Source organism: Streptomyces globisporus (assembly GCF_003501885.1).
GTDB lineage: Bacteria > Actinomycetota > Actinomycetes > Streptomycetales > Streptomycetaceae > Streptomyces > Streptomyces globisporus_D.
In genome coordinates, this window is record NZ_QWFA01000059.1 from 23,042 (window position 1) to 44,936 (window position 21,895).

General features: G+C 72.8%; 21 protein-coding genes. 12 read left to right on the plus strand and 9 right to left on the minus strand.

Annotated features, from left to right (window positions below; all coding sequences use genetic code 11):
* Positions 1 to 4: 4 nt before the first annotated feature.
* Entirely contained in the window at positions 5 to 1,015 is a 1,011-nt protein-coding gene (locus tag D3105_RS13625; RefSeq protein WP_118903495.1) for a ferredoxin reductase, read from the minus strand.
* A 131-nt stretch (positions 1,016 to 1,146) separates the two neighbouring features.
* Between D3105_RS13625 and D3105_RS13630 the strand changes: the two genes are divergently transcribed.
* Complete coding sequence (locus D3105_RS13630) at positions 1,147 to 2,286, plus strand: PucR family transcriptional regulator (RefSeq protein WP_118903496.1); 1,140 nt, start codon at positions 1,147 to 1,149, stop codon at positions 2,284 to 2,286.
* 264 nt (positions 2,287 to 2,550) lie between these two features.
* Positions 2,551 to 2,889 (plus strand): thioredoxin family protein, encoded by a 339-nt coding sequence (locus D3105_RS13635; RefSeq protein ID WP_118903497.1) that lies wholly within the window; start codon positions 2,551 to 2,553, stop codon positions 2,887 to 2,889.
* A gap of 107 nt (positions 2,890 to 2,996) precedes the next feature.
* Here D3105_RS13635 and D3105_RS13640 read toward each other — a convergent pair whose 3' ends face one another.
* Positions 2,997 to 3,377, minus strand: coding sequence for a hypothetical protein (locus D3105_RS13640; protein ID WP_123947577.1), 381 nt, complete (start codon positions 3,375 to 3,377; stop codon positions 2,997 to 2,999).
* 153 nt (positions 3,378 to 3,530) lie between these two features.
* Between D3105_RS13640 and D3105_RS13645 the strand changes: the two genes are divergently transcribed.
* From D3105_RS13645 to D3105_RS34925, 7 genes are all read left to right on the plus strand, one after another.
* Positions 3,531 to 3,899, plus strand: a complete 369-nt coding sequence (locus D3105_RS13645) for a CU044_2847 family protein (protein ID WP_240646894.1) — start codon at positions 3,531 to 3,533, stop codon at positions 3,897 to 3,899.
* A gap of 58 nt (positions 3,900 to 3,957) precedes the next feature.
* The gene (locus D3105_RS13650; RefSeq protein WP_165891009.1) at positions 3,958 to 6,099 is read left to right on the plus strand and encodes a trypsin-like peptidase domain-containing protein; all 2,142 of its coding nucleotides are present in this window, start codon (positions 3,958 to 3,960) and stop codon (positions 6,097 to 6,099) included.
* Complete coding sequence (locus D3105_RS13655) at positions 6,096 to 7,088, plus strand: AAA family ATPase (protein WP_118903501.1); 993 nt, start codon at positions 6,096 to 6,098, stop codon at positions 7,086 to 7,088. Before D3105_RS13650 ends, D3105_RS13655 begins: the two co-directional genes overlap by 4 nt.
* 2 nt (positions 7,089 to 7,090) lie before the next feature.
* Complete coding sequence (locus D3105_RS13660; protein ID WP_118903502.1) at positions 7,091 to 10,819, plus strand: SAV_2336 N-terminal domain-related protein; 3,729 nt, start codon at positions 7,091 to 7,093, stop codon at positions 10,817 to 10,819.
* A gap of 203 nt (positions 10,820 to 11,022) precedes the next feature.
* On the plus strand, positions 11,023 to 11,394 hold the full coding sequence (locus D3105_RS13665) for a DUF6193 family natural product biosynthesis protein (RefSeq protein ID WP_118903503.1): 372 nt from the start codon (positions 11,023 to 11,025) through the stop codon (positions 11,392 to 11,394).
* Between the two features lie 534 nt (positions 11,395 to 11,928).
* Positions 11,929 to 12,186 (plus strand): DUF6243 family protein, encoded by a 258-nt coding sequence (locus D3105_RS13675; protein WP_118903504.1) that lies wholly within the window; start codon positions 11,929 to 11,931, stop codon positions 12,184 to 12,186.
* A 160-nt stretch (positions 12,187 to 12,346) separates the two neighbouring features.
* Positions 12,347 to 12,877 (plus strand): hypothetical protein, encoded by a 531-nt coding sequence (locus D3105_RS34925; RefSeq protein WP_240646895.1) that lies wholly within the window; start codon positions 12,347 to 12,349, stop codon positions 12,875 to 12,877.
* Here the strand turns inward: D3105_RS34925 and D3105_RS13685 are convergent.
* The 3 genes from D3105_RS13685 to D3105_RS13695 all read right to left on the minus strand — a co-directional run bounded on the left by D3105_RS13685 (position 12,861) and on the right by D3105_RS13695 (position 16,464).
* Positions 12,861 to 14,498 (minus strand): sensor histidine kinase, encoded by a 1,638-nt coding sequence (locus D3105_RS13685; RefSeq protein ID WP_240646897.1) that lies wholly within the window; start codon positions 14,496 to 14,498, stop codon positions 12,861 to 12,863. The genes D3105_RS34925 and D3105_RS13685 overlap by 17 nt on opposite strands.
* 152 nt (positions 14,499 to 14,650) lie before the next feature.
* Positions 14,651 to 15,490, minus strand: coding sequence for an ABC transporter permease (locus D3105_RS13690; protein WP_118903505.1), 840 nt, complete (start codon positions 15,488 to 15,490; stop codon positions 14,651 to 14,653).
* Positions 15,487 to 16,464, minus strand: coding sequence for an ATP-binding cassette domain-containing protein (locus D3105_RS13695; protein ID WP_118903506.1), 978 nt, complete (start codon positions 16,462 to 16,464; stop codon positions 15,487 to 15,489). Before D3105_RS13695 ends, D3105_RS13690 begins: the two co-directional genes overlap by 4 nt.
* 218 nt (positions 16,465 to 16,682) lie before the next feature.
* Between D3105_RS13695 and D3105_RS13700 the strand changes: the two genes are divergently transcribed.
* Positions 16,683 to 17,357 (plus strand): response regulator, encoded by a 675-nt coding sequence (locus tag D3105_RS13700; RefSeq protein WP_165891010.1) that lies wholly within the window; start codon positions 16,683 to 16,685, stop codon positions 17,355 to 17,357.
* A 25-nt stretch (positions 17,358 to 17,382) separates the two neighbouring features.
* Here the strand turns inward: D3105_RS13700 and D3105_RS13705 are convergent, their stop codons facing one another.
* The 3 genes from D3105_RS13705 to D3105_RS13715 form a co-directional block, all read right to left on the minus strand.
* The gene (locus D3105_RS13705) at positions 17,383 to 17,811 is read right to left on the minus strand and encodes a hypothetical protein (RefSeq protein ID WP_118903508.1); all 429 of its coding nucleotides are present in this window, start codon (positions 17,809 to 17,811) and stop codon (positions 17,383 to 17,385) included.
* A gap of 194 nt (positions 17,812 to 18,005) precedes the next feature.
* The gene (locus tag D3105_RS13710) at positions 18,006 to 18,221 is read right to left on the minus strand and encodes a DUF4287 domain-containing protein (RefSeq protein WP_118903509.1); all 216 of its coding nucleotides are present in this window, start codon (positions 18,219 to 18,221) and stop codon (positions 18,006 to 18,008) included.
* Between the two features lie 93 nt (positions 18,222 to 18,314).
* Positions 18,315 to 19,040, minus strand: coding sequence for a DUF3159 domain-containing protein (locus tag D3105_RS13715; RefSeq protein ID WP_118903510.1), 726 nt, complete (start codon positions 19,038 to 19,040; stop codon positions 18,315 to 18,317).
* A gap of 455 nt (positions 19,041 to 19,495) precedes the next feature.
* Between D3105_RS13715 and D3105_RS35305 the strand changes: the two genes are divergently transcribed.
* Together D3105_RS35305 and D3105_RS13725 are read left to right on the plus strand one after the other, a co-directional pair.
* The gene (locus tag D3105_RS35305; RefSeq protein ID WP_240646896.1) at positions 19,496 to 19,702 is read left to right on the plus strand and encodes a hypothetical protein; all 207 of its coding nucleotides are present in this window, start codon (positions 19,496 to 19,498) and stop codon (positions 19,700 to 19,702) included.
* Between the two features lie 171 nt (positions 19,703 to 19,873).
* Positions 19,874 to 20,986, plus strand: a complete 1,113-nt coding sequence (locus D3105_RS13725; protein WP_118903513.1) for an NADH:flavin oxidoreductase — start codon at positions 19,874 to 19,876, stop codon at positions 20,984 to 20,986.
* Between the two features lie 18 nt (positions 20,987 to 21,004).
* Here the strand turns inward: D3105_RS13725 and D3105_RS13730 are convergent, their stop codons facing one another.
* Entirely contained in the window at positions 21,005 to 21,868 is an 864-nt protein-coding gene (locus tag D3105_RS13730; RefSeq protein WP_240646898.1) for a D-alanyl-D-alanine carboxypeptidase family protein, read from the minus strand.
* Between the last annotated feature and the right edge of the window lie 27 nt (positions 21,869 to 21,895).

Genomic DNA, 21,895 nt, shown 5'->3' on the forward strand with positions numbered 1-21,895 from the left:
GCTCCTACCGTTCGATGTCGCAGGGGCCCGCCGCGGCGGACACACAGGTCTGGATGAGGACGCCCGGTTCGGCCTCGGTGATCTCGCCGGTACGCAGGTCGCGGACAGCGCCGGCCTTGAGCGGCGTGACGCAGCCGAAGCAGATGCCCATACGGCACCCGGAGGGCATGAGCACGCCGCCCTCCTCGCCGATGTCGAGCAACGGCGTGGCGCCGTCCGCGTCGATGGTCTTGCCGGTGGCGCTGAACGTGACCTCGCCGCCTTCGCCGGCGACGACGATGGCGGGGCGGAAGCGTTCGGTGTGCAGGCGCTCATGAGCGCCGTGCTCTCTCCAGTGCTTCTCGGCGGCGTCGAGCAGTCCCGCGGGCCCGCACGCCCAGGTCTCGCGCTCGGCCCAGTCGGGCACGAGTTCGTCGAGACGGGCGATGTCGAGCATGCCGTCCGTGTCGGTGTGCACCTCGGTGAGCCGCAGCTTCCGGCCCGCGACCAGATCGTGCAGTTCATCACGGAAGATCACGTCTTGCGGCCGTGGTGCGCAGTGGACCATGACGACGTCGTCGAACTCGGTGTCGCGCAGCATGCCCATGACGGGCGTGATGCCGCTGCCGGCCGTCAGGTAGAGCACCTTGGCGGGCTTGGCCCGCGGCAGGACGAAGTCACCGGCAGGCTGGTCGATCTGGATCAGCGTGCCCGGTTTCGCCCGGCGCACCAGATGGTTGCTGACCTTGCCGTCCGGGATCGCCTTCACGGTGATGGTGACGCGGCCGTCCCGGCGGTTCGTCGGCGAGGTGATGGAGTAGGCACGCCACAGGCGCACCCCGTCGACGTCGACCCCGATCCGCACGTACTGACCGGCCGTGTGGCCGCGCCAGCCCCGCCCCGGTCTGATCACGACCGTCGCGGCGTCATCCGTCTCGGGGCGCACGGCCTCGATGCGCCCCCGCAGGTCGGCGCCCGCACGCAGCGGGCTGACCAGGTCGAGGTAGTCCGACGGCAGCAGCGGCGTCGTGACCATCTCCAGAAGTTTCCACGCCCTACTGCGGAGGGCTGTACTCGTCATGGCTCCAGCTTGCTGCGCGGGAAGGTGTAAAGTCCTGACCTCAAGACGTGAATCTGGTCGACTGAATTGTTCGCAAGGAACAAAACGTGAGTCATGCAGCCCGGAGGGCCAGCGAACTCGCTCTGGACGGGACGACGGTCACCGCGCTTCGGGCCGCGCTGAAGACCACCGCCGACGAGATCGTCCAAGCGATCATCGACGAGGTCCCCTCCTACGCCAATGCTCTTTCGGGCCGGATGGGCGCCACCATCCGGCGAGCCGTCCGCACCGCCCTGGGGCACTATCTGGACCTCGCGAGCGGGAACGCCACGGGCGGCGACGGCGATGACGCGGCCTACGAGCTGGGCCGCGGCGAGGTGCGCGACGGGCGTTCGATGGATGCCCTGCTCAGCGCCTACCGCGTAGGCGCCCGCGTGGCGTGGCGATGTCTCGCAGCGGGTGCCGTACCCGCCGGGCTGCCCGCCGCCGAGGTAGCCAAGTTCGCCGAGCTGACCTTCGCCTACATCGACGAGCTCTCCGCCGCGAGCGCCGCCGGCCACGCCGACGAACTGGCCGCCCGGGGGAGAGCCCACGAGCGCCACCTCGAACACCTGGCCCGCGACCTCCTCGCCGGCGCGAGCCCGGACGTACTGCTGGCCTCCGGCCAACGGGCGGGATGGCAGCCTCCGGTTTCGCTGACCGCCGTCCTGCTGCCCGCCGCCCAGGCCCGGCCTGCGTACCGGACACTCGACCCGAGCACCCTCGTCCTCGACGATCTGCCGGATGCCACCGGTGTGCTCCTCGTCCCCGACGCCGACCGATCACGTCTCCTGCGGCAGCTGACCGACCGCGCCGCCGTGGTCGGCCCGGCCCGGCCATGGATCCACGCTTCCGCCTCGTACGCACGAGCCGTACGCGCGCGCTCCCTCTCCTCCGACATCCGCGACACCGAGGACCACCTGCCCGACCTGGTCCTCAGCGCCGACGCGGACGCGTTCGCAGACCTGCGCGCCCGAGCCCTCGCACCGTTGCAGGCCCTGCCCGCCGCAACCGCACGACGGCTGGAGGAGACGTTGCGGGCGTGGCTGCTGCACCAGGGCAGGCGGGACAAGGTCGCGGCGGCGTTGTTCGTCCATCCCCAGACGGTCCGATACCGGATGTCGCAGCTGCGGGAGCTGTTTCCCGATCTCGCATCACCACACCGGGTCCTCGAACTGACGCTGGCGGTCGGTCTCCGGGTCCGCTGACGCGTCACCCGTCACCCGTCTACCGCCGCGTCCGCGAGCGTCCAAAGATCGTGCCCGTTCCCGGTGCCGAGCCGCTACGACCCGAAAAACGGCTTTCCGGTCGTCGTGACAAGGGGCGGGGCCGCTCGTCCCAGGGGCCACCGCCGTCCTGCGGCGGCCCGTACCTCCCTCCCGGCAGCGGGTCGGACGACCGGCCAGGGCCGAACTGGCACACCGCGCGAGGGATGATGGGATGGAGTACGGAACGTGAGGTCAGGAGCTCCCATGACAAAACTGGTTCACCGTCCTCGTGAGGACGCGGAGTTCGATTTCATCCTCGGGATGAGCAAGGTTCCGGTTCTCGCGTACTTCACCGGGGCTTGGCCCAAGGCGATCGAGCCCTGTCGGGCGATGGATGTCGTCGTGGGCGACATCGCCGCCGCCTACACGGGCCGCCTGGCGGTCGTCCGCACCGACATCACGCGTTGCCCGGCGGCTACCGAGCGATACGGGATCACCGGAGCCCCGTCCTGCCTCCTGCTGAAGGAGAGAGCGGCGGTGGCGCACGGCACGGGGCCTATGACCATCGATGAGGTACGGCGGTTCCTGGACGGTCACCTCTGAGCGACCGCTGCGGCACCCGGACCACCGCTTCACGGAACTGGCCCTCGCGTCGGAGTCACGGCGGCCGTCGGCTGAACCGGACACAGTGACGTCGCGCCTCGAGCGCGTCAGGTCAGAGTTTCCTGCGCCCAGCGTGCAAGGCCACCGAGCCTGGAGGCCGCCACCTCGATATCGTCGGTTCGGACAGGCTGCTCGACTTCGCCGTCGTAGCCTTCGAGGCCGCACTCCTCCTCGACCATCCGCCCGATTCGATACGCCTCCGCCATGATCGGCGACGCTTCGCGCCACCGTCGTCCTGCGTCAACCGCAGCAGCCCCCCGCGCAAGGCTTCGGCCATCATCCGCCGGGCGCCCCCAGACCGCAGGCCCATGCGCGTTCGGCGTTCCCTCGTCGCTCATGTGCGCCCGCCGCCAGATTCCCTTCCAGTTGTACGGGGTCTCCGGGTTCATCAAGTCCTTCAGTCCTGGTCGGCGTCCGATGTCGATCATCAGACGTCGTCGAGCAGGACCGGCAGGAGGGCCGGCTGGTTCTACGAGCCACAGCCGTGACAGCTCCGGCGAGCGCCCTGGCGACCGTACTCCCAGCCGATCTTTTTTGCCTGATCGCGCCTAACAATCGGTCAGTTGGGAGAAGATTGCTCCGTGTCAGACTTCATGGAGTTCACGTTCGAAGACGGGTCGTCGCTGGCGCTTCAGGTCTTCCCGGCAGCCGCCCCCGACGAGACCTCGGCGCCCGGCTTCGGCACCTCCGTACCCGTGGCGAGAGGATCGCGGCTGGGAGCCGTCGCCGGAACCGCGTTGCGGGGGGTGCTGTCCCCCCTGGTCCCCCTCCTCCAGCAGATCCGTGACACCGCGGCCTCCGTGCCCGATGCTCCCGACGAGATATCGGTCAGCTTCGGGGTCAGGATCGGCAACGACCTCAAGCTGGGGGTCGTCGGCGTGGCGGGCGAGGCGACGCTGACCGTCACCGCGAACTGGCACCTGGGACAGCAGACCGCCACGGACCGCTGAGATGCGCGGACGGGGCGATCGTGACGCGTCCGATCGCGACGCCGCACGACTGTCCCTCGTGTCGGTCCTGAGCTCCGGCACGGCCCGGGTCGTGGGAAGCGGCGTCTATCTGGGCCGGCGGCAGCTGCTGACCTGCGCCCATGTGGTCAACGAGGCGCTGGGCCGCACCATGTTCGCGCGGCGGGCCCCGGAGGACGCCTCCCTGCGGGTGCGCTTCCCCTGCCTGCCCGAGGGGCCCGCGCTCCCCGCACGGCTCGTGGCCTGGAAAGCCGCGCACCGCGCGGGAGCTCCCGACATTCCCGTGGTGCTGGGCGAGCCTCTCTGGGGCGGCGACCTGGCCGTGCTGGAGCTGGCGGTGGAGCCCGCGGCTCCCGCTGCCGCCGCGTCCTGGCGGTACATGGACCGTGGTCAGGAGGTCCGCGCGTGGTACGGCGACGGCTCCTCGTTCACGTACGCGGACAGCAGCGTCGGCTCGGTCCAGCACGACCACGGATTCGTGGACGGTGCGCCGCGTGGCGCCGCGATCGGCCCCGGCTACAGCGGAGGCCCCCTGTGGTGCGACAAGGAACAGGCGTCGGTCGGGCTCGTGCTGGGGGTGATGTCACCGCCGGACGGCCCCTTCCGCGGCGAGAACGTGCTGCGCCGGGCCATCGTCGCCCCGTGGCAGGCCGTCGAACGGTTCCTGGACACGACGGAGATCCCCGCCGGTCCGGCGCACGGCGACACCGGAAGGCCGTCCGGTGCGGTCGCCCCGGTGCTGCGGCACAAACTCCACACCGTGGTCCTGAACCTCCTGCCGGACGAGGACCAGCGGCTGCGCCACACCCACCGGGTCCTCTCGGCGCTCGGGCTGCCGGGCGGCTCCGGGGCCGACGCGTCGGTCGCCGCGCTGGTGGAGCTCGTACTGACCCAGCCCCGCGCCGCCGCCGTCCTCACCGACGAACTGCCCCGCGCCCTGCGCGAGACGGCGCTGAAGCTGCTCTCGCTGTGCCGCGGCGCTCTGGTCCCGGGCATCCTCACACCGCTGGAACTCGCCTCCCTGCTGGCCCTTCTCGACGGAGAGCCCGGCCGGCTGCTCGAAGAGGCGGCACGCGACGCACTGGTCAACACCACCTTCTGGGACGAGCCGCTCGAAGCGCGCCGCGGCGAACCGGACGACGCCGTGCGCCATCTCGTGCTCGCCCTGGAGAACTACTGGGGCGACAGCGGATCCACCGACACCCCGCACCGGGTTCCCGCCCTGCTCACGGCGGTGGAGTACGTCGCCGCCCTGACGGCCCCCGCACAGCGGGACGAGCTGCGGGAGTGGGTCGCGGCGGTGGCCGCGAGGATCGGCGTGCACGAGTCGGTCCTGTTGTCCCGCCGCACCGACGCGGAGGACTGGGCTCACGTCAGAAGGGCCCGTACGACACCCGCCGAACCGCGTCTGACCGTACAGCTGACCAGGTCCCCGTCGGGCGGTCACCTCTGCACCGTCTGGTACGACCCCGGCACCGGCGAGGACGGTGTGGTGCGGCAGGTGCTGGCGGACGACGAACCACGCGGTCCGCAGGAGGTGGCCCGGCTGGTCCAGGACATCCTCCTGCGGGAGGTCCCCGCCGCCGTGCGGGTACGCAGGTCCCCTCTGGTCGAGTTCGTGGTCGAGCCGGAGGACCTCGACCTCCCGGTGGACCGCTGGGACGACGGCGACACGGACGGCGGCTTCCCCTCCGTCCTCGGGGTGGAGTACGCCGTCGTCGTACGGTGCCCGGAACTGCGCACGCAGTCGCTGAAGAGGCTCCGGGCCTGGGAGGCGCGGTCCGTGGGCTTCCCCGCGGGGGCGTTCACCCGGCTCATGCCGGAGCACAGCGAGCCGGAGCACGTGTACCGGCTCCTGCACCAGGACCAGCAGACGGGCCGGCTCGCCATCGGCTGCTCGCCGGAGCACCGCCCCCGGCTCCAGGTCGTCTGCCTGGCGCAGGGCATACCCGTCGCACTGTGGGACCGCAACGACTCACCGCGCCGGATCGACCAGCTCACCGCACTCATGCTCAACGGCCACCCCCGGAGCCTGCCCGAACGGGTCCGGGCGCACCGCGCGCGGACACCGGGCAGCGCCGGGGAGGAAGCGGTCGCCCCCGTACTCGTGTGGGACGACGCGTCCCGCACCCCGCCCGAGCCCTACTGGAGCGACCCGTCCTGGGAGGACGCGACCTCATGACGGCAGCAGAACGCACCCCGCCGCAGGACCCCGGCAGCTGGCGGCTGTTCCGCGGCGAAGGACCGCCGCGCCGGGTGGACATGCCGCCGGCGCCGCCCTGGCGGCGGTTCGGCGAGCGGCACCACACCGGGGCCGGCGGAACGACCGCCCCCGGGGACCCCCGCCCCTATCTGATCGGGCCCACCCAGCGGGACATCGTCAACGCCGCCCTGCATCTGCGCAGGCCGCTGCTGGTCACCGGCCATCCGGGCACCGGCAAGTCGTCGCTGGCCCATGCGGTGGCCCACGAGCTCTCCCTGGGGCCCGTCCTGCGGTGGCCGGTGAACAGCCGGTCCACGCTGGCCGATGCGCTGTACCACTACGACGCGGTGGGCAGGCTGCGCGAGACGAACCTCCGGCGGCAGGAGGACGGCGACGCCCCCGGCATCGGCTACTTCATCAGGCTCGGGCCGCTGGGCACCGCGCTGGTGTCGGACGGACCTCCCCGCGTGCTGCTCGTGGACGAGCTCGACAAGGGGGACGTCGACCTGCCCAACGACCTCCTGACGGTCTTCGAGGAGGGCGAGTTCGAGATCCCCGAACTCTCCCGGCTGCCCCCCGGCGAGGACGACATCGAGGTCCACAGCGCGCGGGGCGGCGACACCGTCACCGTCCACAGGGGTGTCGTGCGCTGCCAGGAGTTCCCGGTCGTCGTCATCACGAGCAACGGCGAGAGGGAGTTCCCTCCCGCCTTCCTGCGCCGCTGCCTGCGGCTGGACCTGCCGGACCCCGACGAGGAGCGGCTGCGCGCCATCGTGGCGGCGCATCTGGGCGCGGACGCGCTGCCCCAGGTCGACGATCTGGTACGGGCGTTCCTGGCCAAGCGGGCCCCCGGCGAGCTGGCCACGGACCAGCTGCTGAACGCCGCGTTCCTTCGCCTCGGCGGGGTCGATCTGGACGCCGAAGGGCTGCTGGAAGCGGTGCTGCACCGGCTGGGGGGTGCTCTGTAGGCATGCCCGACCGTCTGCTCTCCCTGCTGCGGGACGTCGGCTTCGACGTCACGGCCGAGGAGCTGGTCGACTGCCTGTGGCTGGCCGAGCGGATGCCCGCCGACGCGCCTCTGGCGCTGGCCGCCGGCCTCCTGGGCGGGGACACCCGTCCGCCCGGCGCCCCCGGGGAACCCGGCGCCCCGCCGGTGACCACGTGGCCGGAGACGAAGGAGAGGGCCGGCCGGACGGGGTCGCCGGAGGCCGGACCTCCGCGAGCCGAACTGCACGCCGCCGAGGCCGCGCCCGCGCAACCGCCCCCGGCCGACGGGGGCGACGGCACCCGCCCCGACGACGGTCCCACGGGGGACCAGGACCCCGACGGCGGATCCGACGCCCCGGATCCCGGGACGGGGGAGAACGAGCGGCCCGAGGAGGACCGGAGCCGCGCCCTGCCCGTACGCATCCCTCATCCGCACGCACTCGCCCTCCCGTTACGGACGGCACGCGCGCTGCGCCCCCTGAAGCAGTACCGCCCGCACCCCTCGGCCGAGCGGCTGGACGAAGCCGGGACCGCCGCGCAGATCGCCCACTCGGGCCTCCTCGACGTGGTGACGCGCCCCGCCCGCGACCGCTGGCTGGACCTCACCGTGGTCGTCGACGACGGTGTCTCGATGCTCCTGTGGCAGCAGCTGTGTTCGGAGCTCAACTCGCTGCTCGCACACCTCGGCGCCTTCCGCCAGATCCGCACCTACGGGCTGCGTCTGCGGCCCGGCCGGATGCCCCGGCTGAGCTCCCGTCCCTTCGTCCCCGACGCGCCGACCGTGTCCACCGAGGTCCTCACCGACCCGTCGGGCCGCACCATGACCCTGGTCATCTCCGACGGGGCCGGACCCGGATGGCGCACCGGTGCCATGCGGGCCGTACTGTCGCGCTGGGCCGCCTGCGGCCCCACCGCGGTGATCCACACGCTGCCGCCCCGGATGTGGCGCGGTTCCGGACTGCCCACCCGGCGCTGGTCGGTGCAGGCACCGGGCCCGGGGGCCGCCAACGCCACGTGGCGGGTGCGTCATCCCGTCCTGCCCGAGGCGCTCGCCCCGTTCGACATGACCCCCGTCCCGGTCCTGACGCCGTCGCCCGAGGCGTTCGCCGAGTGGGCCGTGGTCACCGCGTCCGGAGGCTCCAGCAGGGTGCTCGCCCTGTGGGACGCCGACGCGGCGGAGCAACAGCGTCCGCCCGGGGCCGGGGCCTCCTCGCGCACGAAGGAGCGGGCTCGCCGCGTCCGGCCCGACGCGCAGGTGCAGCGGTTCCGCCGCGCCGTCTCCCCCGAGGCCTACCGCCTGGCCGCCCACCTGGCGGCGGTGTCACCTCTGACGATCCCGGTGATGCGGCTGGTGGTCCGATCCCTGCCCCGCCCGGTCACCACGGCCCATCTGGCCGAGGTGTTCCTGAGCGGCATGCTCCGTCCGGCGGAGGCCGAACACGGGTCACCAGCCGCCGCGGTCCTGCCCCAGCAGCGCGTCTTCGCGTTCACCAGCCGGTCCCGGGACATCCTTCTGGACGCCGTCCCCACCACCGAAGTGCTCGCCTCCACCCGTCGGGTGTCCGAGCACATCGCCGAGCTGGTGGGCCGGTCACCGGACTTTCCCGCGTGGCTGAGCCGGCCCGACGGGACGAGCCGGCTGGCCGACGACACCACGGCCTTCGCCTGGCTGAGCCCCGCGCTCCAGGACCGGCTCGGGCTGAGCGGGCTCTCGGCACAGGAGTGGGCGGAACAGCCCACGCTGCCACGGGAGATCCGGTTCAGTCCCCCGGGGAGCATCTACCCCCAGTTCCCGATGGTGGGCTACTCGCAGACGAACACCACCTGGTCAGCCACCGACGGCGTCCAGTCCCTCGGTGACTACCGGCTCACCTGGCAGGCCAGGAAACCGGGCGGGCCCTCCCTCTACGCCGGAACCGACGGCCGGCACACCGCGGTGATCCGTGCGAGCACGGCGCGCGGCGCGTCCGTGATCCGCCGGGAAGCCCTGGCCCTCGCCCGGTTCGATCACCCCTGCCTCCCCTCGCTCCTCGACGCCGACCTGGGCGACTCCTGGGCCGCCGCCACCGGCGCGCTCACCCGGCTCGGGCAGGGGGCACCGACGCTGCGCACCCTCGCCCAGGGGCTCCGGATGCACGAGAGCTTCGGCACGGACCTGATCCTGGTGCTCGGCCAGCGGCTCGCCTCGGCACTCGATCACAGCCATCACGCGGGAGTCGTGCACGGCCATCTGTCGGCGGACCGCGTACTGCTCACCCTCGACGGACCCCTGCTCGTCGGCTGGCACCGCTCCCGGATCGCCGCCCCGGGGACCGCCCCCGCACCCGGCCGGACGGGGGCGGACGTGCGCGCGCTCGCCGCTCTGCTCGGGCTGCTCGGGGCCCGTACGGACTGGCACCCGACGGGCGGGGAGCACTTCGCCCCCCTGCTGACCGGGGACGACGAGGCACAGGCGCAGGCGATGGGCCACGAGCTCGCCGAGGAGATCACGGATCCGTGCCTGTCCTCCGTCCTGCGCCCGTTCCTGACGCTGCCGGCGCGGGACGGGGCGATGTCGGCGGAGTCCCTGCTGGCCGCCTTCCGGGACCGAGTCCCCCGGGACGCGTTCCTGCAGCCGTTCTCCTGGTGGCTCCCCGAGAGCACCAGGGTCCTCATCGACGACGCCCGGCTCGACCTGTCCTCCCGAGCCGAGCCGGATCCGCACCTCCTGCACCCGGTGCCGGTGCCGCCCGAGGCCGAAGTCCCCCTCGTTCCGGGGAGGGAGCTCGCCACGGACGACGAGGACACGGACATCCATGAGCCCGGGCGGCGCGGGCGGCAGCTCACGAAGTGGTTCCGGTTGCCGGGCCGCCCCGAGCAGGTCCCTCGCCGTGGTCTCCTGCGCCGCAGGAAGGCGGGCGCGCGGACGGTCATCCGGCCGGCCGACAGCGGAACGGGCCACCAGGGCCGTCTCGCCCTGGTCTTCGGCGGGGGAACCGGCTGCGGTCGGTCCACCGTCGCCGTGCAGCTCGCCTCCGCCGTCGCCGAGGCCGAACCCGCTCCCGGGCGTCCCCCCGTACTGATGCTGCCGTTCCATCCCGCGGCGAACGTCATCGGATACCGGATGGCGACCGACGAGACGGCCGGGTACCGGCAGGTCTTCCCCGGCCCCCGGGTGTCGGCGACCATCTCCCCCGACGCCCTGGCCCTCTTCCCCTCGGGGGGCTGGGTGACGCTCAAGGACTCCAACGGCGCGGACTTCGTGCACCAGTACGCTCCCGCCGGACAACCGCCGCCCCCGCCCCGGCAGCACCGGGACATCCTGTCCCGCATGCGCAGGCTCGGCACCCTCGTGATCGACTACGCAGGCGGCTTCGCACCGCCCGGGCCATCCTTGCGCGGGACCTTCGGTGACCTCGACCGGCTCGTGGTCGCCTGCTCCGGAGACCCCGGGCAGCTGGCGGACACCGCGGCGGAGCTGACCTGGCTCGACCAGCACGGACACGCCCGGCTCGTGTCCGAGGCCGTCCTCGTCCTGTCCGACCTGACGGAATCGGCCGAAGGGCAGTCCGCTCTCGCCGAGGCGGAGAGCCAACTCGGCGCTCGCGTACGGACTGTGGTGCGCATCCCGCACGAACCGGCGTTGCGCGACGGCGGACTGGTCGACTTCTCCGATCTCACGCCGATGACGCAAGAGGCCTTCCGCACGGCCGCCCGCGCCCTCTTCCGCTGAGTCGGGGGCTGCCCCTCGTCACCTCCGCCGGGACAGCAGCGCTCAGCCGCGACGCCCAGCGTTCTCGCCGACCTCACGTGGCCTGGCCTGCTCCCGGAAGAAGGCGGCCGTTCGCGAACCACCCGACCCCGAGCACAAGAGCTCGACGCCGCCTGCTACTCCTTTCATCAGGAGTCGAACCCCAGGAAGTGACGGAGCGACCGATGGCAGGCGATGAAGTCCTTGCGCAGACCGCCGAGATCGTCGCGGCCGCATGGAAGACCATCCTCGATTACGAGGGCGGCCTGATCGATCCCGCCATGCCCCGCGCGGCCCACGCACACCCTCGCCTACGGGAACTCTTTCCGACGGTCAGCCACGGCGCCCTGTACCTCAGCCGATGCATTCGCTACCCGCGACCCCACGACGTGGGCGCCCTGTTCCGCCGCAGCGGTGGCGGGTTCATGGTGATCCGCCAGTCCGACGGCACCGTCCTGGGGGAGCCCGACACGGTGGAGGAGGCGGTGGCCCTGATCGTCGCCAACCTTCCCGAAGGCTGCGGGCCGGCCATCGACGGGTCGGTTGAAGACCTGTGACCACCCCGGCGAGTAGCGAAGAGTCCCGAAGCGCGGCCGAGACCGTGGCGGCGGAGCGCCTGCGCTCGGTGCTCGCGCCCGCCGTACGGCTGGGCTGCACGGCGGACTTCGAGCAGGAGAGCCTGCCGGTCGACGAGGTGCCGGGGTGGTTCGCCGCGGTGGGTTCCGGGGACGAGGAGCGGGTACCGCAGTTCGCCCGGGCGGGCCGCGGGGCGTACGCGGAGCACACCGGGGGCGGGCGGCCCTGGGATCTCCAGGACTGGCTGTACCGCTTCGCCCCGGACGAGGACTCCCGGGGCTGGGAGTGGTGGGACGCCACGGTGGCCGGTCCGTCCCGTGTCCATGTCTGGGTGGACAGTTGGGGGGGAGTCCTTCTTCGGATGCCAGGATCTGCTCTGGGCCGCATTCACGGCGGGGGCGGTCCGCGTCGAGGGGCCGACGGTTCAGAAGGCCGCCGTGTGGTCCGCGGAACGGAATTCCCAGCCGAATCCGTAGACCGCTGCATCTTATTTTCGTCTCATTCCGGGAGAACTCATGACCGACAGCAAGAACATCAACAATCCCGTGGGCATGGGCGGAGGCCAGCGCAAGCGGCAGTCCCGCGCCGAGCGGCAGAACAACGGGCCGCACCGCAACCTCGACCGCAAGAACGCGGCCGAGCAGAAGGCGGAGCTGGTGCGCAAGATGCGGGAGAAGGCGGGCGCGAGCGGGGATGCCGGGCAGACGGGCGCGGCCGAGAGCTCCGGGCAGGCGGGCGCTACCGACGGCGCCGGGCAGGAATCCGCTGAGTGACTATCGGTCCGAGGCTGCGGCCTCGGCCATGGACGGGTGGCTCCATGAGCGGTTCGGTCTGGAGAGCTCGGGTGCCGCCGTCACGTACGACGCTTCACGGGGTGGGTTCGCCTTCTCCTGGGGTGGGACGGCCGACCCCTTCCAGCAGGAGCCGACGTAAGTGCGAAGCAACGCATGCATGCAGGCACTCATCCGGGTGACCGACCTCTCCGGGCTGAGCCATCAGGACATCCCGCCCCTGTTCCGCGACGTCGCGGAACGCGGGTGGTCCGTCACCGCCGCCGGTGGACGCGTGCTGACCGGCCTCCGGCCGGAGACGCCCGGCCGCTACGTCGACCGGCTCGCGGAGGAGACCACGGTCAACGGGAGAGGAATGACCGACTACGACCTCCCCACCGCGCCGCACGGACGCACACCGCTCCTCGTCCGTCGGTGTCTGGCGTACGTGAGTGCCTGTCTCCGGAAGGCGCAGGGGAAGTTCGGCGACTCCCGGGTGAAGGCGTACGTCTCGTTGTCATGCGCCGATACCGACGAGGGGCTCCTCACCGCGAACGTCACCTTCTGCACCCCGCTTGCCGACGTTCGCCCCTACATCCCGGGCCTGGAGCAGGTGGGGGATGCGGCCGTCGCCGAGATCTCCGCGGAGGACTGCCGGGCGTGGGGAGTCGACGGCCTCACGGGGCGTCACTGATTCTCCCGGGCACGGTGTCCTTCGCCACCAGCCTCTCTCCCGACCAGCAGAGTCGGTAGAGGTCGACCTCGTCCAGCAGGTCCCGGCCGGAACGGTAGAACTCGCAGGTGGTGCCCGGTGGTCGGGGGGCGAAGCGGGCGTGGTCGGGTGGGTAGGGGTAGGCGCGGGCCGGCAGCAGCGGGGCCAGTTCGGTGCGGGGGCGGCCCGGGGTCAGCTCGTCGAAACGGGACGGCGGGAGTGCGCTCGTCGTCAGTTGCCAGGCCAGGAGGACAGCCGCGGGCACGAAGAACGCTGCCGCGACGACGGGTGCCACGACCGCGGCGGCGTACCGGCGGCGGGCCGCTCCCCGGACGACGGCGAGTCGGCCCGCCGACTCCGGGGACCGTGCGGCGGGGCTCGACGCGGGGCTCGGTCCTCGTCGTCGGGTGTGGGCCGTGACCTGGTGCGGGAGGTCGGCCGTGACGCGGAAACCGCCTTCGTGCGGGCCGGTCCGCAAGGTTCCGCCGAGGACCGTCACCCGCTCCCGGAGGCCCGTCAGTCCTCGTCCGCCGATGCCCGCCGCCGGCCCCTCCGCCGCCATCGCGGCACCCGTCGGGACGTCGTTCACGACACTCACGTGGGTACGGTCGGTCCGGTGGGTGATCCGCAGCCGGATCGCCCCGCCCGGCGCGTGCTTCAGGGCGTTGGTCAGGGCCTCCTGCACGATCCGGTACAGGCCGCGTTCGACCAGGGGGGACAGCGTGGGGGCCGGACCGTGCCGCTCCCATCGGACCGGCACGCCGAAGGCGACCGCCCGGGCCACGAGATCTTCCAGGGTGTCGTGGGCGGGTCCGTCCACAGCCGTTCCCGCCTCCCCGTTCGGTGCCGTCTCCGGGTCCGGGTCCGGTGCGTCGTGCAGGACCGCCACGGTTTCCCGCAGGTGTTCCACGGCGTCCGCGATCGTCCCGCGCAGCTCGGCCAGGTCGGCGCGGTCGCGGTCGGTGAGGTCCGGGGAGAGTTCCAGGGCCCCGGCGCGCAGGGCGACCAGGCTCAGGGCGTGGCCGAGCGAGTCGTGCATGTCGGCCGCGATGTCCGCGCGTTCGGCCAGCCGCGCCCGCTCCGCGACCAGGTGCTGCCGCTCTTCGAGACGGTGGGCCAACCGCCAGCCCTCCCGTACGAGTTCGCGGCGGCCACGCACGTACCGCCCGGCCAGCCACGGCAGCAGAAGGGCGGCGGCCAGCACGGCCAGCGTGTAGAACCACCACACGGGCTGGACCCACAGCACCGCGCACGTAGCCACATCGAGCGCGAGGCACCCGACGAGCACCAGGAGCGGGCCCCGGGCCCCGGCGATCCTGGCTCCCAGCAGGCAGCTCAGCACGGCCAGCGACAGGACCTGGGCGTTGGCGGGCGTCGCCGCGTCGGCCAGGCCCAGCGCACACAGCCCGTTGACCAGGACGACCGCGGCCCCCGGCCGGTGGCGGGACAACGGCACCGCCACGGCCAGGACCGCCAGTGGGAGCAGCAGGTCCAGGAACAGTGACCGCGCGCCCGCGTCCCGGAACCCGTAACCGGTCGCGGCGGCCAGCACCCCCCACAGCGCCACGTCGACCGGCACGGACCGGGCCGGGGGCCGGGGCATGCGCAGCCGCAGCCACGGGCGCGTCGTGTGCTCGTGCGGCATGGTGCGTCGACCGTCCTTCCGATGGATCACCTGGATCAGCTGGATCGCTTGACTCGTCCGACAGGTCTGAATCGCCTGACCGGTGCCGTCGATTCTGCGGGGTCGAGCGGTCAGGCGTCCCGGCCGCGCAGCACGTACAGGCCGACCAGGTGCGCCACCCCCGCCCACGCCACCACGATCAGCGTCGCCGCCACCGGCGCGTACGGGGCCTCGACGCCGGAGCGCATGAAGTGGTCCCCCGCACCGTGCGGCAGGTAGTCGTTGACGGCGGCGAGATCCGGGCCGCCGACCCCCAGGAGCACGGACGGCAGCCCCCACAACAGCGTGACGAGGATCGACAGCGCACCCGCCGGGTGGCGCGTGGCGAAGGCGGTCCCGACGGCCAGCGCGGCGACGAGCGCCAGGTAGAGGCCGACGGACAAGGCCTGCCGGAGCGTCGTACCGGCGTCGAACGAGGCCCGTCCGTCGAACGCCCCCCACGCGACCGCCGTGCCGACGACCGCGTACACGACGCCCGCGGCGAACGAGACGACGGCCACCACCAGCGCCTTCGCCGCCTGGACCCGATGGCGCCGGGGCACCCACAGCAGCGATGCCCGCACACTCCCCGTCGCGTACTCGGAGGTCACGGCGACCGTCGCCAGGATGACGACGGCGAACTGGGCGAGGACGGCCGACGAGGCCACCGCGTTCCCGACGGGCTCCACCGGATGATCGTTGATGCGGGCGATCGAGGCGTAGTAGAAGGTGAAGACCCCGGTGATCGCCAGGCCCGCGAGGAGGCAGAGGTAGGGGGCCCGGACCGACCACAGCTTGGTCCACTCGCAGGCGACGGCCCCGGCGAAGCCACCCGGTGTGCCTGGGGCGGGTGTGCGTGGGGCGGGCGTGGTGCCGCGTACGGCGTGGAGTGCGTCCGTCCGTCGGCCGGGGGTCGTCGTCGGCTCGGTCACGGGGCTTCTCCCTGGTGCTGCGCCACCGTCGCGCCCGGCGTTCCCGTGGTGCTGCCGCTGCCGCCAGTGGCGTACTCGACACTGCGCGCGGTCAGGTCCATGTACGCCTCCTCCAGCGAGACCCGTACGTCGCTCAGCCCGTGCAGCCGGACCCGGCAGTGGTGGGCCAGGTCGCCGATCTCGGCGGCGGTGCGGCCCTCGACGGTGAGTTCGCCGGACTCGGTCGTCCCGACGCGCACCCCCTCGGCCGCCATCAGGCGACGGACCAGCGTCGCCCGTTCCCCCGGGTCGGGCACCACGGCCCGCGCCGACGCGGGAGACGCCGCGGCGAGGAACTCCGCCATGGAACTGTCGCTGAGCAGCCGGCCCCGCCCGATCACGACGAGATGATCGGCCGTCAGCTGCATCTCGCTCATGAGGTGGCTGGAGAGGAACACCGTGCGCCCTTCCGCCGCCTGGTCGCGGACGAGCCGGCGGATCCAGCGCACCCCGTCCGGGTCGAGGCCGTTGACCGGCTCGTCCAGGACGAGCACCGGCGGGTCGCCGAGCAGCGCGCCCGCCACCCCGAGCCGCCCGCTCATGCCGAGCGAGTACGTGCCCGCCGGGCGGCGGGCCGCCTTGGTCAGGCCCACCGTCTCCAGCACCTCGTCCACGCGGCGCACCGGGATGCCGTTGGCGCGGGCCTGGGCCACGAGATGCGTGCGGCCGGAGCGGGCCGGGTGGACGGCCCGGGCGTCGAGCATCGCGCCGACCGCGCACAGGGGGCGACGCAGGCTCGCGTACGGCAGGCCGGCGATCAGGGCCCGGCCCCGGGTGGGGTGGTCCAGGCCCAGGATCATGCGCATCGTGGTGGACTTCCCGGCCCCGTTGGGACCGAGGAAGCCGGTCACGCGACCGGCCTTGATGTCGCAGGTCAGCCCGTCCACGGCGACGGTTTCGCCGTAGCGTTTCGTGAGTCCTCGGAGGGTGATCACAGAGGTCCTTCGCTGGTGTCGGTCTCGTCCGGTCTCCTACGGAAGTGACGCTAGGAGGCCGTGACACCCGCGCCCATCGGCCGGACGGCAGCGGTCTCCTGCCTTTCGTCGGGGGTGTGCTCCACCCCGGGACGGATCTGCGGGGATTCCGGGTCGCACGGTGTTGCGCCGGCCGTAGGCTCCCCGCAGCGGGCGGAGGGCGAGTGGAGGGCGGAGAGATGACGGCGGGCAGTCGGCCGGTCCGGGTCCTGGTGGCCGACGACGAGGCGTTGGTCCGGGCGGGCGTACGGGCCATCCTGGCCAGGGACCCGCAGGTCGAGGTGGTCGCCGAGGCCGCGGACGGGCACGAGGCCATCGCTCTCGTTCGCCGGCACCGTCCGGACGTCGTCCTGTTGGACATCCAGATGCCCGGCCTGGACGGTCTGACCGCAGTGGCAAGGCTCCACCGGGAACCGACGCCGGTCGGCGTGATCATGCTGACGACCTTCGGTCAGGACACGTACGTCACCCGCGCCCTGGAGGAAGGCGCCGACGGTTTCCTGCTGAAGGCGGACGACCCGAGGGAACTGCTCAACGGGGTCCGGGCCGTCGGGGCGGGTGGCGCCTATCTGTCCCCGCGGGTCGCCGGGCGGGTGATCGCCGGAATGCGCGCCCACCGGGCGGCCCATCCCCACCGCCCGCTGGAGCGGCTCACGGACCGGGAGAACGAGGTGCTGGCCGGGATCGGGGCGGGGCTGTCCAACGCCGAGATCGCGGGCCGCCTGCATCTGGTCGAGGGCACGGTGAAGGCCCATGTCAGCGCGGTGCTCGCGAAGTTGGGCGTACGCAACCGGGTGGAGGCGGCCATCGCCGCCCATGAGGCGGGACTGGCCGCGCCACCGGGCCGGGCCTGACCCCGGCCCGGCCCGGTCGATCCCGTCAGCCGTGCAGCGCCGCGTTGCTGTAGACGTACAGGCCGATCACACCGACGATGCAGATGACGATCACCCACGAGCCGAACCCGGTGTGCCGTCCCCTGCCCTTGCGGCGCGCGGCCCTTCCCGGTCGGCGGGCCCGGCCGGACCCGGACTCCTCCCCGCTCCGCGGGGCCCGCGCCGCATCGGACGCCGCCTCGGCCAGCAGGCGGCGGCAGGCGGCGGCGAGTACGGCCGTACCGGCGGAGAGGGGCACCACGGCCTCCGAGCGTGCCGGGGCGGTGGTGCCGCCGTCCAGGATGCGGCCGGCGCGCACGAGGATCTCGTCCCGGCCGCCCGCCGGGGCGAGGCTGATCCACCGCCGTACGTGCTCGCCCCGGATGACCATCCCCCCGGACCGCTCCCGGTACACGGTGTGCTCGCGCCACAGCACGCCCGCCAATTCCGTAGCGGTGTCGCGCAGTTGTGCCCCCACGTCCCCTCCCCCTCCGCTTCCCGGCGAATCGAACAAGCATCGCACTCTACTGGCGTGTGCAGATTGTGTGTTCGCCCGGGGCAGCTGATTCGCGGAGCGTTCGCCGCCCGCGTCGTGGAAGAGGGGGCAATCGGCCTTCCGTTACGTGGGGGTCAGCCCGCGCTGTCCTCGGCGAGCGTGTGCGCCACCAGGGCGTTGGCGTGCCCGTGGCCCAGGCCGTGTTCGGATTTGAGCCAGCCGACCAGCTCCATGTGCTTGGTCAGCGGGGAAGTACGGATGAGGCCCTTCCACTCGGCGACCGGGCGGCCGTACTTCTTCTCGATCGAGGGGAAGTAACTGGCAGGGCCCTTCACGGCGTTGTCGGTCACAGCGTGTCCCGTCTGTTGGGTGAGGGTGGGCCCGGCGAGCGCCCACCCCCGTCCGGTCGGTGTCACAGCTATGACCGGCGGGGGGCGGAGAAATCATCGGTGGATCAGAGGGCAGTCGTCCGGTCCTTCGGGGCGGGGAGCGTGACCCGCCGCCCCCTTCAGCCGCTTCGCCGAACTCCGGCCCGCCCACAGGACGACGAGCAGGGCGACGGCGAGCAGCGGATAGCCCATGGCGAGCTTCGCGAAGGCCAGCCAACCGGTCCGGTCCTCGTCGTACAGCCACTGCTGGACGACGAACCGGGCGGCGAAGACGGCGGTCAGGGTGAGCGTGGCGATGTCGTAGGCGCGCCGCGAGGGCTTGTCGCGCAGCCAGGCCGTACCGGTCCCGTTGAGCGCGCCCCAGACGATTCCGGCCAGCGGCCTGCGTACCGCCACCGAGAGCAGGAAGACCGCGGCCAGCACGAGGTTGGACCAGATGCCCAGCAGGAAGTAGCCCTTGGCCGATCCCGTCTTCCAGGCGACGAACGCGGCCACCGCGACGCCGAACAGGCCGGACAGGGCGGGCTGCAGGGGCTCCTTGCGGACCAGGCGCAGCACGGTGACCGCCAGGCCGGCGCCGAGGGCGGTGACGATGGCGCCCGTGAGGCCGAGCGCCGCGTTGGCGATGACGAAGGCGGTGACCGGCACCATGGTGTACACCAGGCCGGCCGGTCCGCCCAGCTGCTCCAGGGTGGTCTGCCGCTTCCCGTGCCTTCCCGGGGCGCTGCCCGGTTCCTGCGCTTCGGGCCCGGTGTGGGAGGGGTGTACGGATGCCGTCATGGTGCGAGATCAACTCCCCGGTCGTCGCCCGTCGATGCGGTGGTCCCCTTCGCATCGACGGTCTCCGTGATCGTGTGCGTAACTCCGTACCTCCAACCTGCCCGGGTACGGCCGCCCGGCGGGATGCCGACTGTCATGGATCCGCATGACGGATGTCATGGGCACCGCCATGCCCGGCACCCGGCGCCCGGCCCGCGATACCGGTGCTCGACGCCGGGGTATTCACCTGCCTGTTCGCATCGGCTGCCGCATGCTGTCCCGGTGTACGAGAGCCATGCGGCCACCCGGGCCTGGCAGCGGGCACGGGCCGCGGCGCTCGACGCCGTACAGGACGGCGTGGCCGCGTCCCCATGGTCCGGGGCGCTGGTGATACGCGGGAGTGCGCTCATGGCCCTGTGGTTCGGCGAGGAGGCGCGCGAGCCCGGTGACCTGGACTTCGTGGTCGCGCCCGCCTCGTGGCGGATGGAGGAGGGCGGACCCCGGAGCTGCCGACCGGTGTCGCGGCGGCGGCCGAGGCGCGGGCGGCGTGGGGAGCCCACGGGGTGCGGATCCGCGCCGCCGGGGCCGTGTGCGAGGACATCTGGACGTACGAGCGGGTGCCCGGCCCCGACGTACGCCGGCGAACCGGGGTGACCCGGTCCCCACAGGTCACCGGAGGGTGACTCCGTTCTTTGCCCACTCTTTACCGCCGTCGCGGCCGGAGCCGGGATGTCCACGCGGCCCGGACGTGTTGGCCCCGGGTGGACACCCCCGGCTACGAACAGGACACCGACGTGACAGACACGACGACGGCAGACGCGACGACGGCGAACACGACGGGCGCGGCGGACGCCGTGAGCGCCGCCGACCGTGCCGCGAACGCCCTCTCCCGGCCGTTCTCGGTGCGCGGGCTCACCGCCCGGAACCGGATCGCGATGGCGCCCATGACCCGGCAGTTCTCCCCGGACGGCGTTCCCGGGCAGGACGTGGCGGACTACTACACCCGCCGCGCCGCAGCGGACGTCGGGCTGATCATCACCGAGGGCACCTACGTCGACCACGAGTCCGCCGGGACCAGCGACCGGGTCCCGCGCTTCCACGGCGAGGCCGCGCTCGCGGGCTGGGCCGACGTGGCGGACTCCGTGCACCGGGCCGGCGGCGCGATCATCCCGCAGCTGTGGCACGTGGGCGTCACCCGCACCGAGGGCGCCGGGCCCGTCCCGGCCGCCCAGCCGGTCGGGCCCTCGGGGATCTCCCTCAGCGGCGAGCCCAAGGGCCGCGCCATGACGCAGAAGGACCTCGACGACGTCATCGCCGCCTTCGCCGACGCGGCGGCCGCCGCCGAGCGCCTCGGCTTCGACGGCGCCGAACTGCACGGCGCGCACGGCTACTTGATCGACCAGTTCCTGTGGTCGGGCAGCAACCGGCGTACCGACGCCTACGGCGGGGGCCTGGTCGCCCGCACCCGGTTCGCGGCCGAGATCGTGGCCGCCTGCCGCGCCGCCGTGTCCGACGCCTTCCCTCTCTTCTTCCGGATGTCCCAGTGGAAGGCGGACGCGTACGAGGCGAAGCTCGCCGAGACCCCGCAGGAGCTGGACGCCCTGCTCACGCCGCTGGCCGAGGCCGGTGTCGATGTCTTCCACGCCTCCACCCGCCGCTACTGGCTGCCGGAGTTCGAGGACTCCGACCTGAACCTGGCCGGATGGGTGAAGAAGATCAGCGGCCGGCCGACCCTCACCGTCGGCTCGGTGGGCCTGGACGGCGACTTCTTCAGCGCCTTCCAGGGCAACGACTCCAGCGTCACCGGCATCGAGCAGCTGCTGGACCGGTTGGAGCGCGACGAGTTCGACATGGTCGCCGTCGGGCGGGCGCTCATCGCCGACCCCGAGTGGGCGGCGAAGACCCTGCGCGGGCGCACCGCCGAGATCACCCCGTTCGCCGCGGAGATGCTGAAGACGCTGCACTGACACGCGAATCCCGCTGCCCTACGCCCTTCTCGCCGCTGCCGGAAGCTCCGACCGGATCGCGGCGATCAGGGCGCGGCTCGCCTCGTGCGCGGCGGCGCTGCCCTCGGCGGGCGTCGTACCGGCACGCTGGTGCAGCACGACGCCGATGACCAGGCGGTCGGTCCCGGCGACCTCCTGCCTCGTGGCCCAGACGAGGTTGCCGCCCGCCGGGGTGGACGAGCCGGTCTTCAGGCCGATGACCCCGTCGTGCCCGAGCAGCCTGTTGGTGTTGCGGAAGGTCACCCCGGCGCCCGGGGCCGTGACGGAGGCGGTCGCCACGATCTGGCGGAAGGCCGGGACCTTCATCGCGGCGCGGGCCAGCCGCAGTTGGTCCGCCGCCGTGCTCCGCGTACTCGTCTCCATCCCGCTCACCCCGGTGTACGTGGTGGCGCGCATGCCGAGCCCGGCGGCGGCCCGGTTCATCTTCGCGACGAACGCCTTCTCGTCGCCCGCGTCCCAACGGGCCAGCAGCCGGGCCACGTTGTTGCCCGACGGCACCATCATCAGCTCCAGCAAACGGCGTTGGGTGTACTTCCGCCCGGCGAGCACGGGCGCGGTCGTCTCGACGGAGGAGTACGACTCGTCGGCCGCCCGCTGGTCGGCGACCACGGTCGCGCCGGGGGCGTCGGCGCTCATCGGACGGTCTTTGAGGATCACGTAGGCCGTCATGACCTTGGTGACGCTGGCGATCGGAACCGGCTTCTGCGCGCCCCGGGTGCCGAGGCTGCCGATCCCCTCGACCGCCACGCTCGCCTGGCCCTCGCGCGGCCACGGCAGATGCAGCGACCGGGCGAGCGGCGCCACCCCCTCCCCCGGGCCGTCGCCGCCGCCCGGTCGCTGCATCTGCCGTGGCCGCGCGAGGGCCAGGCG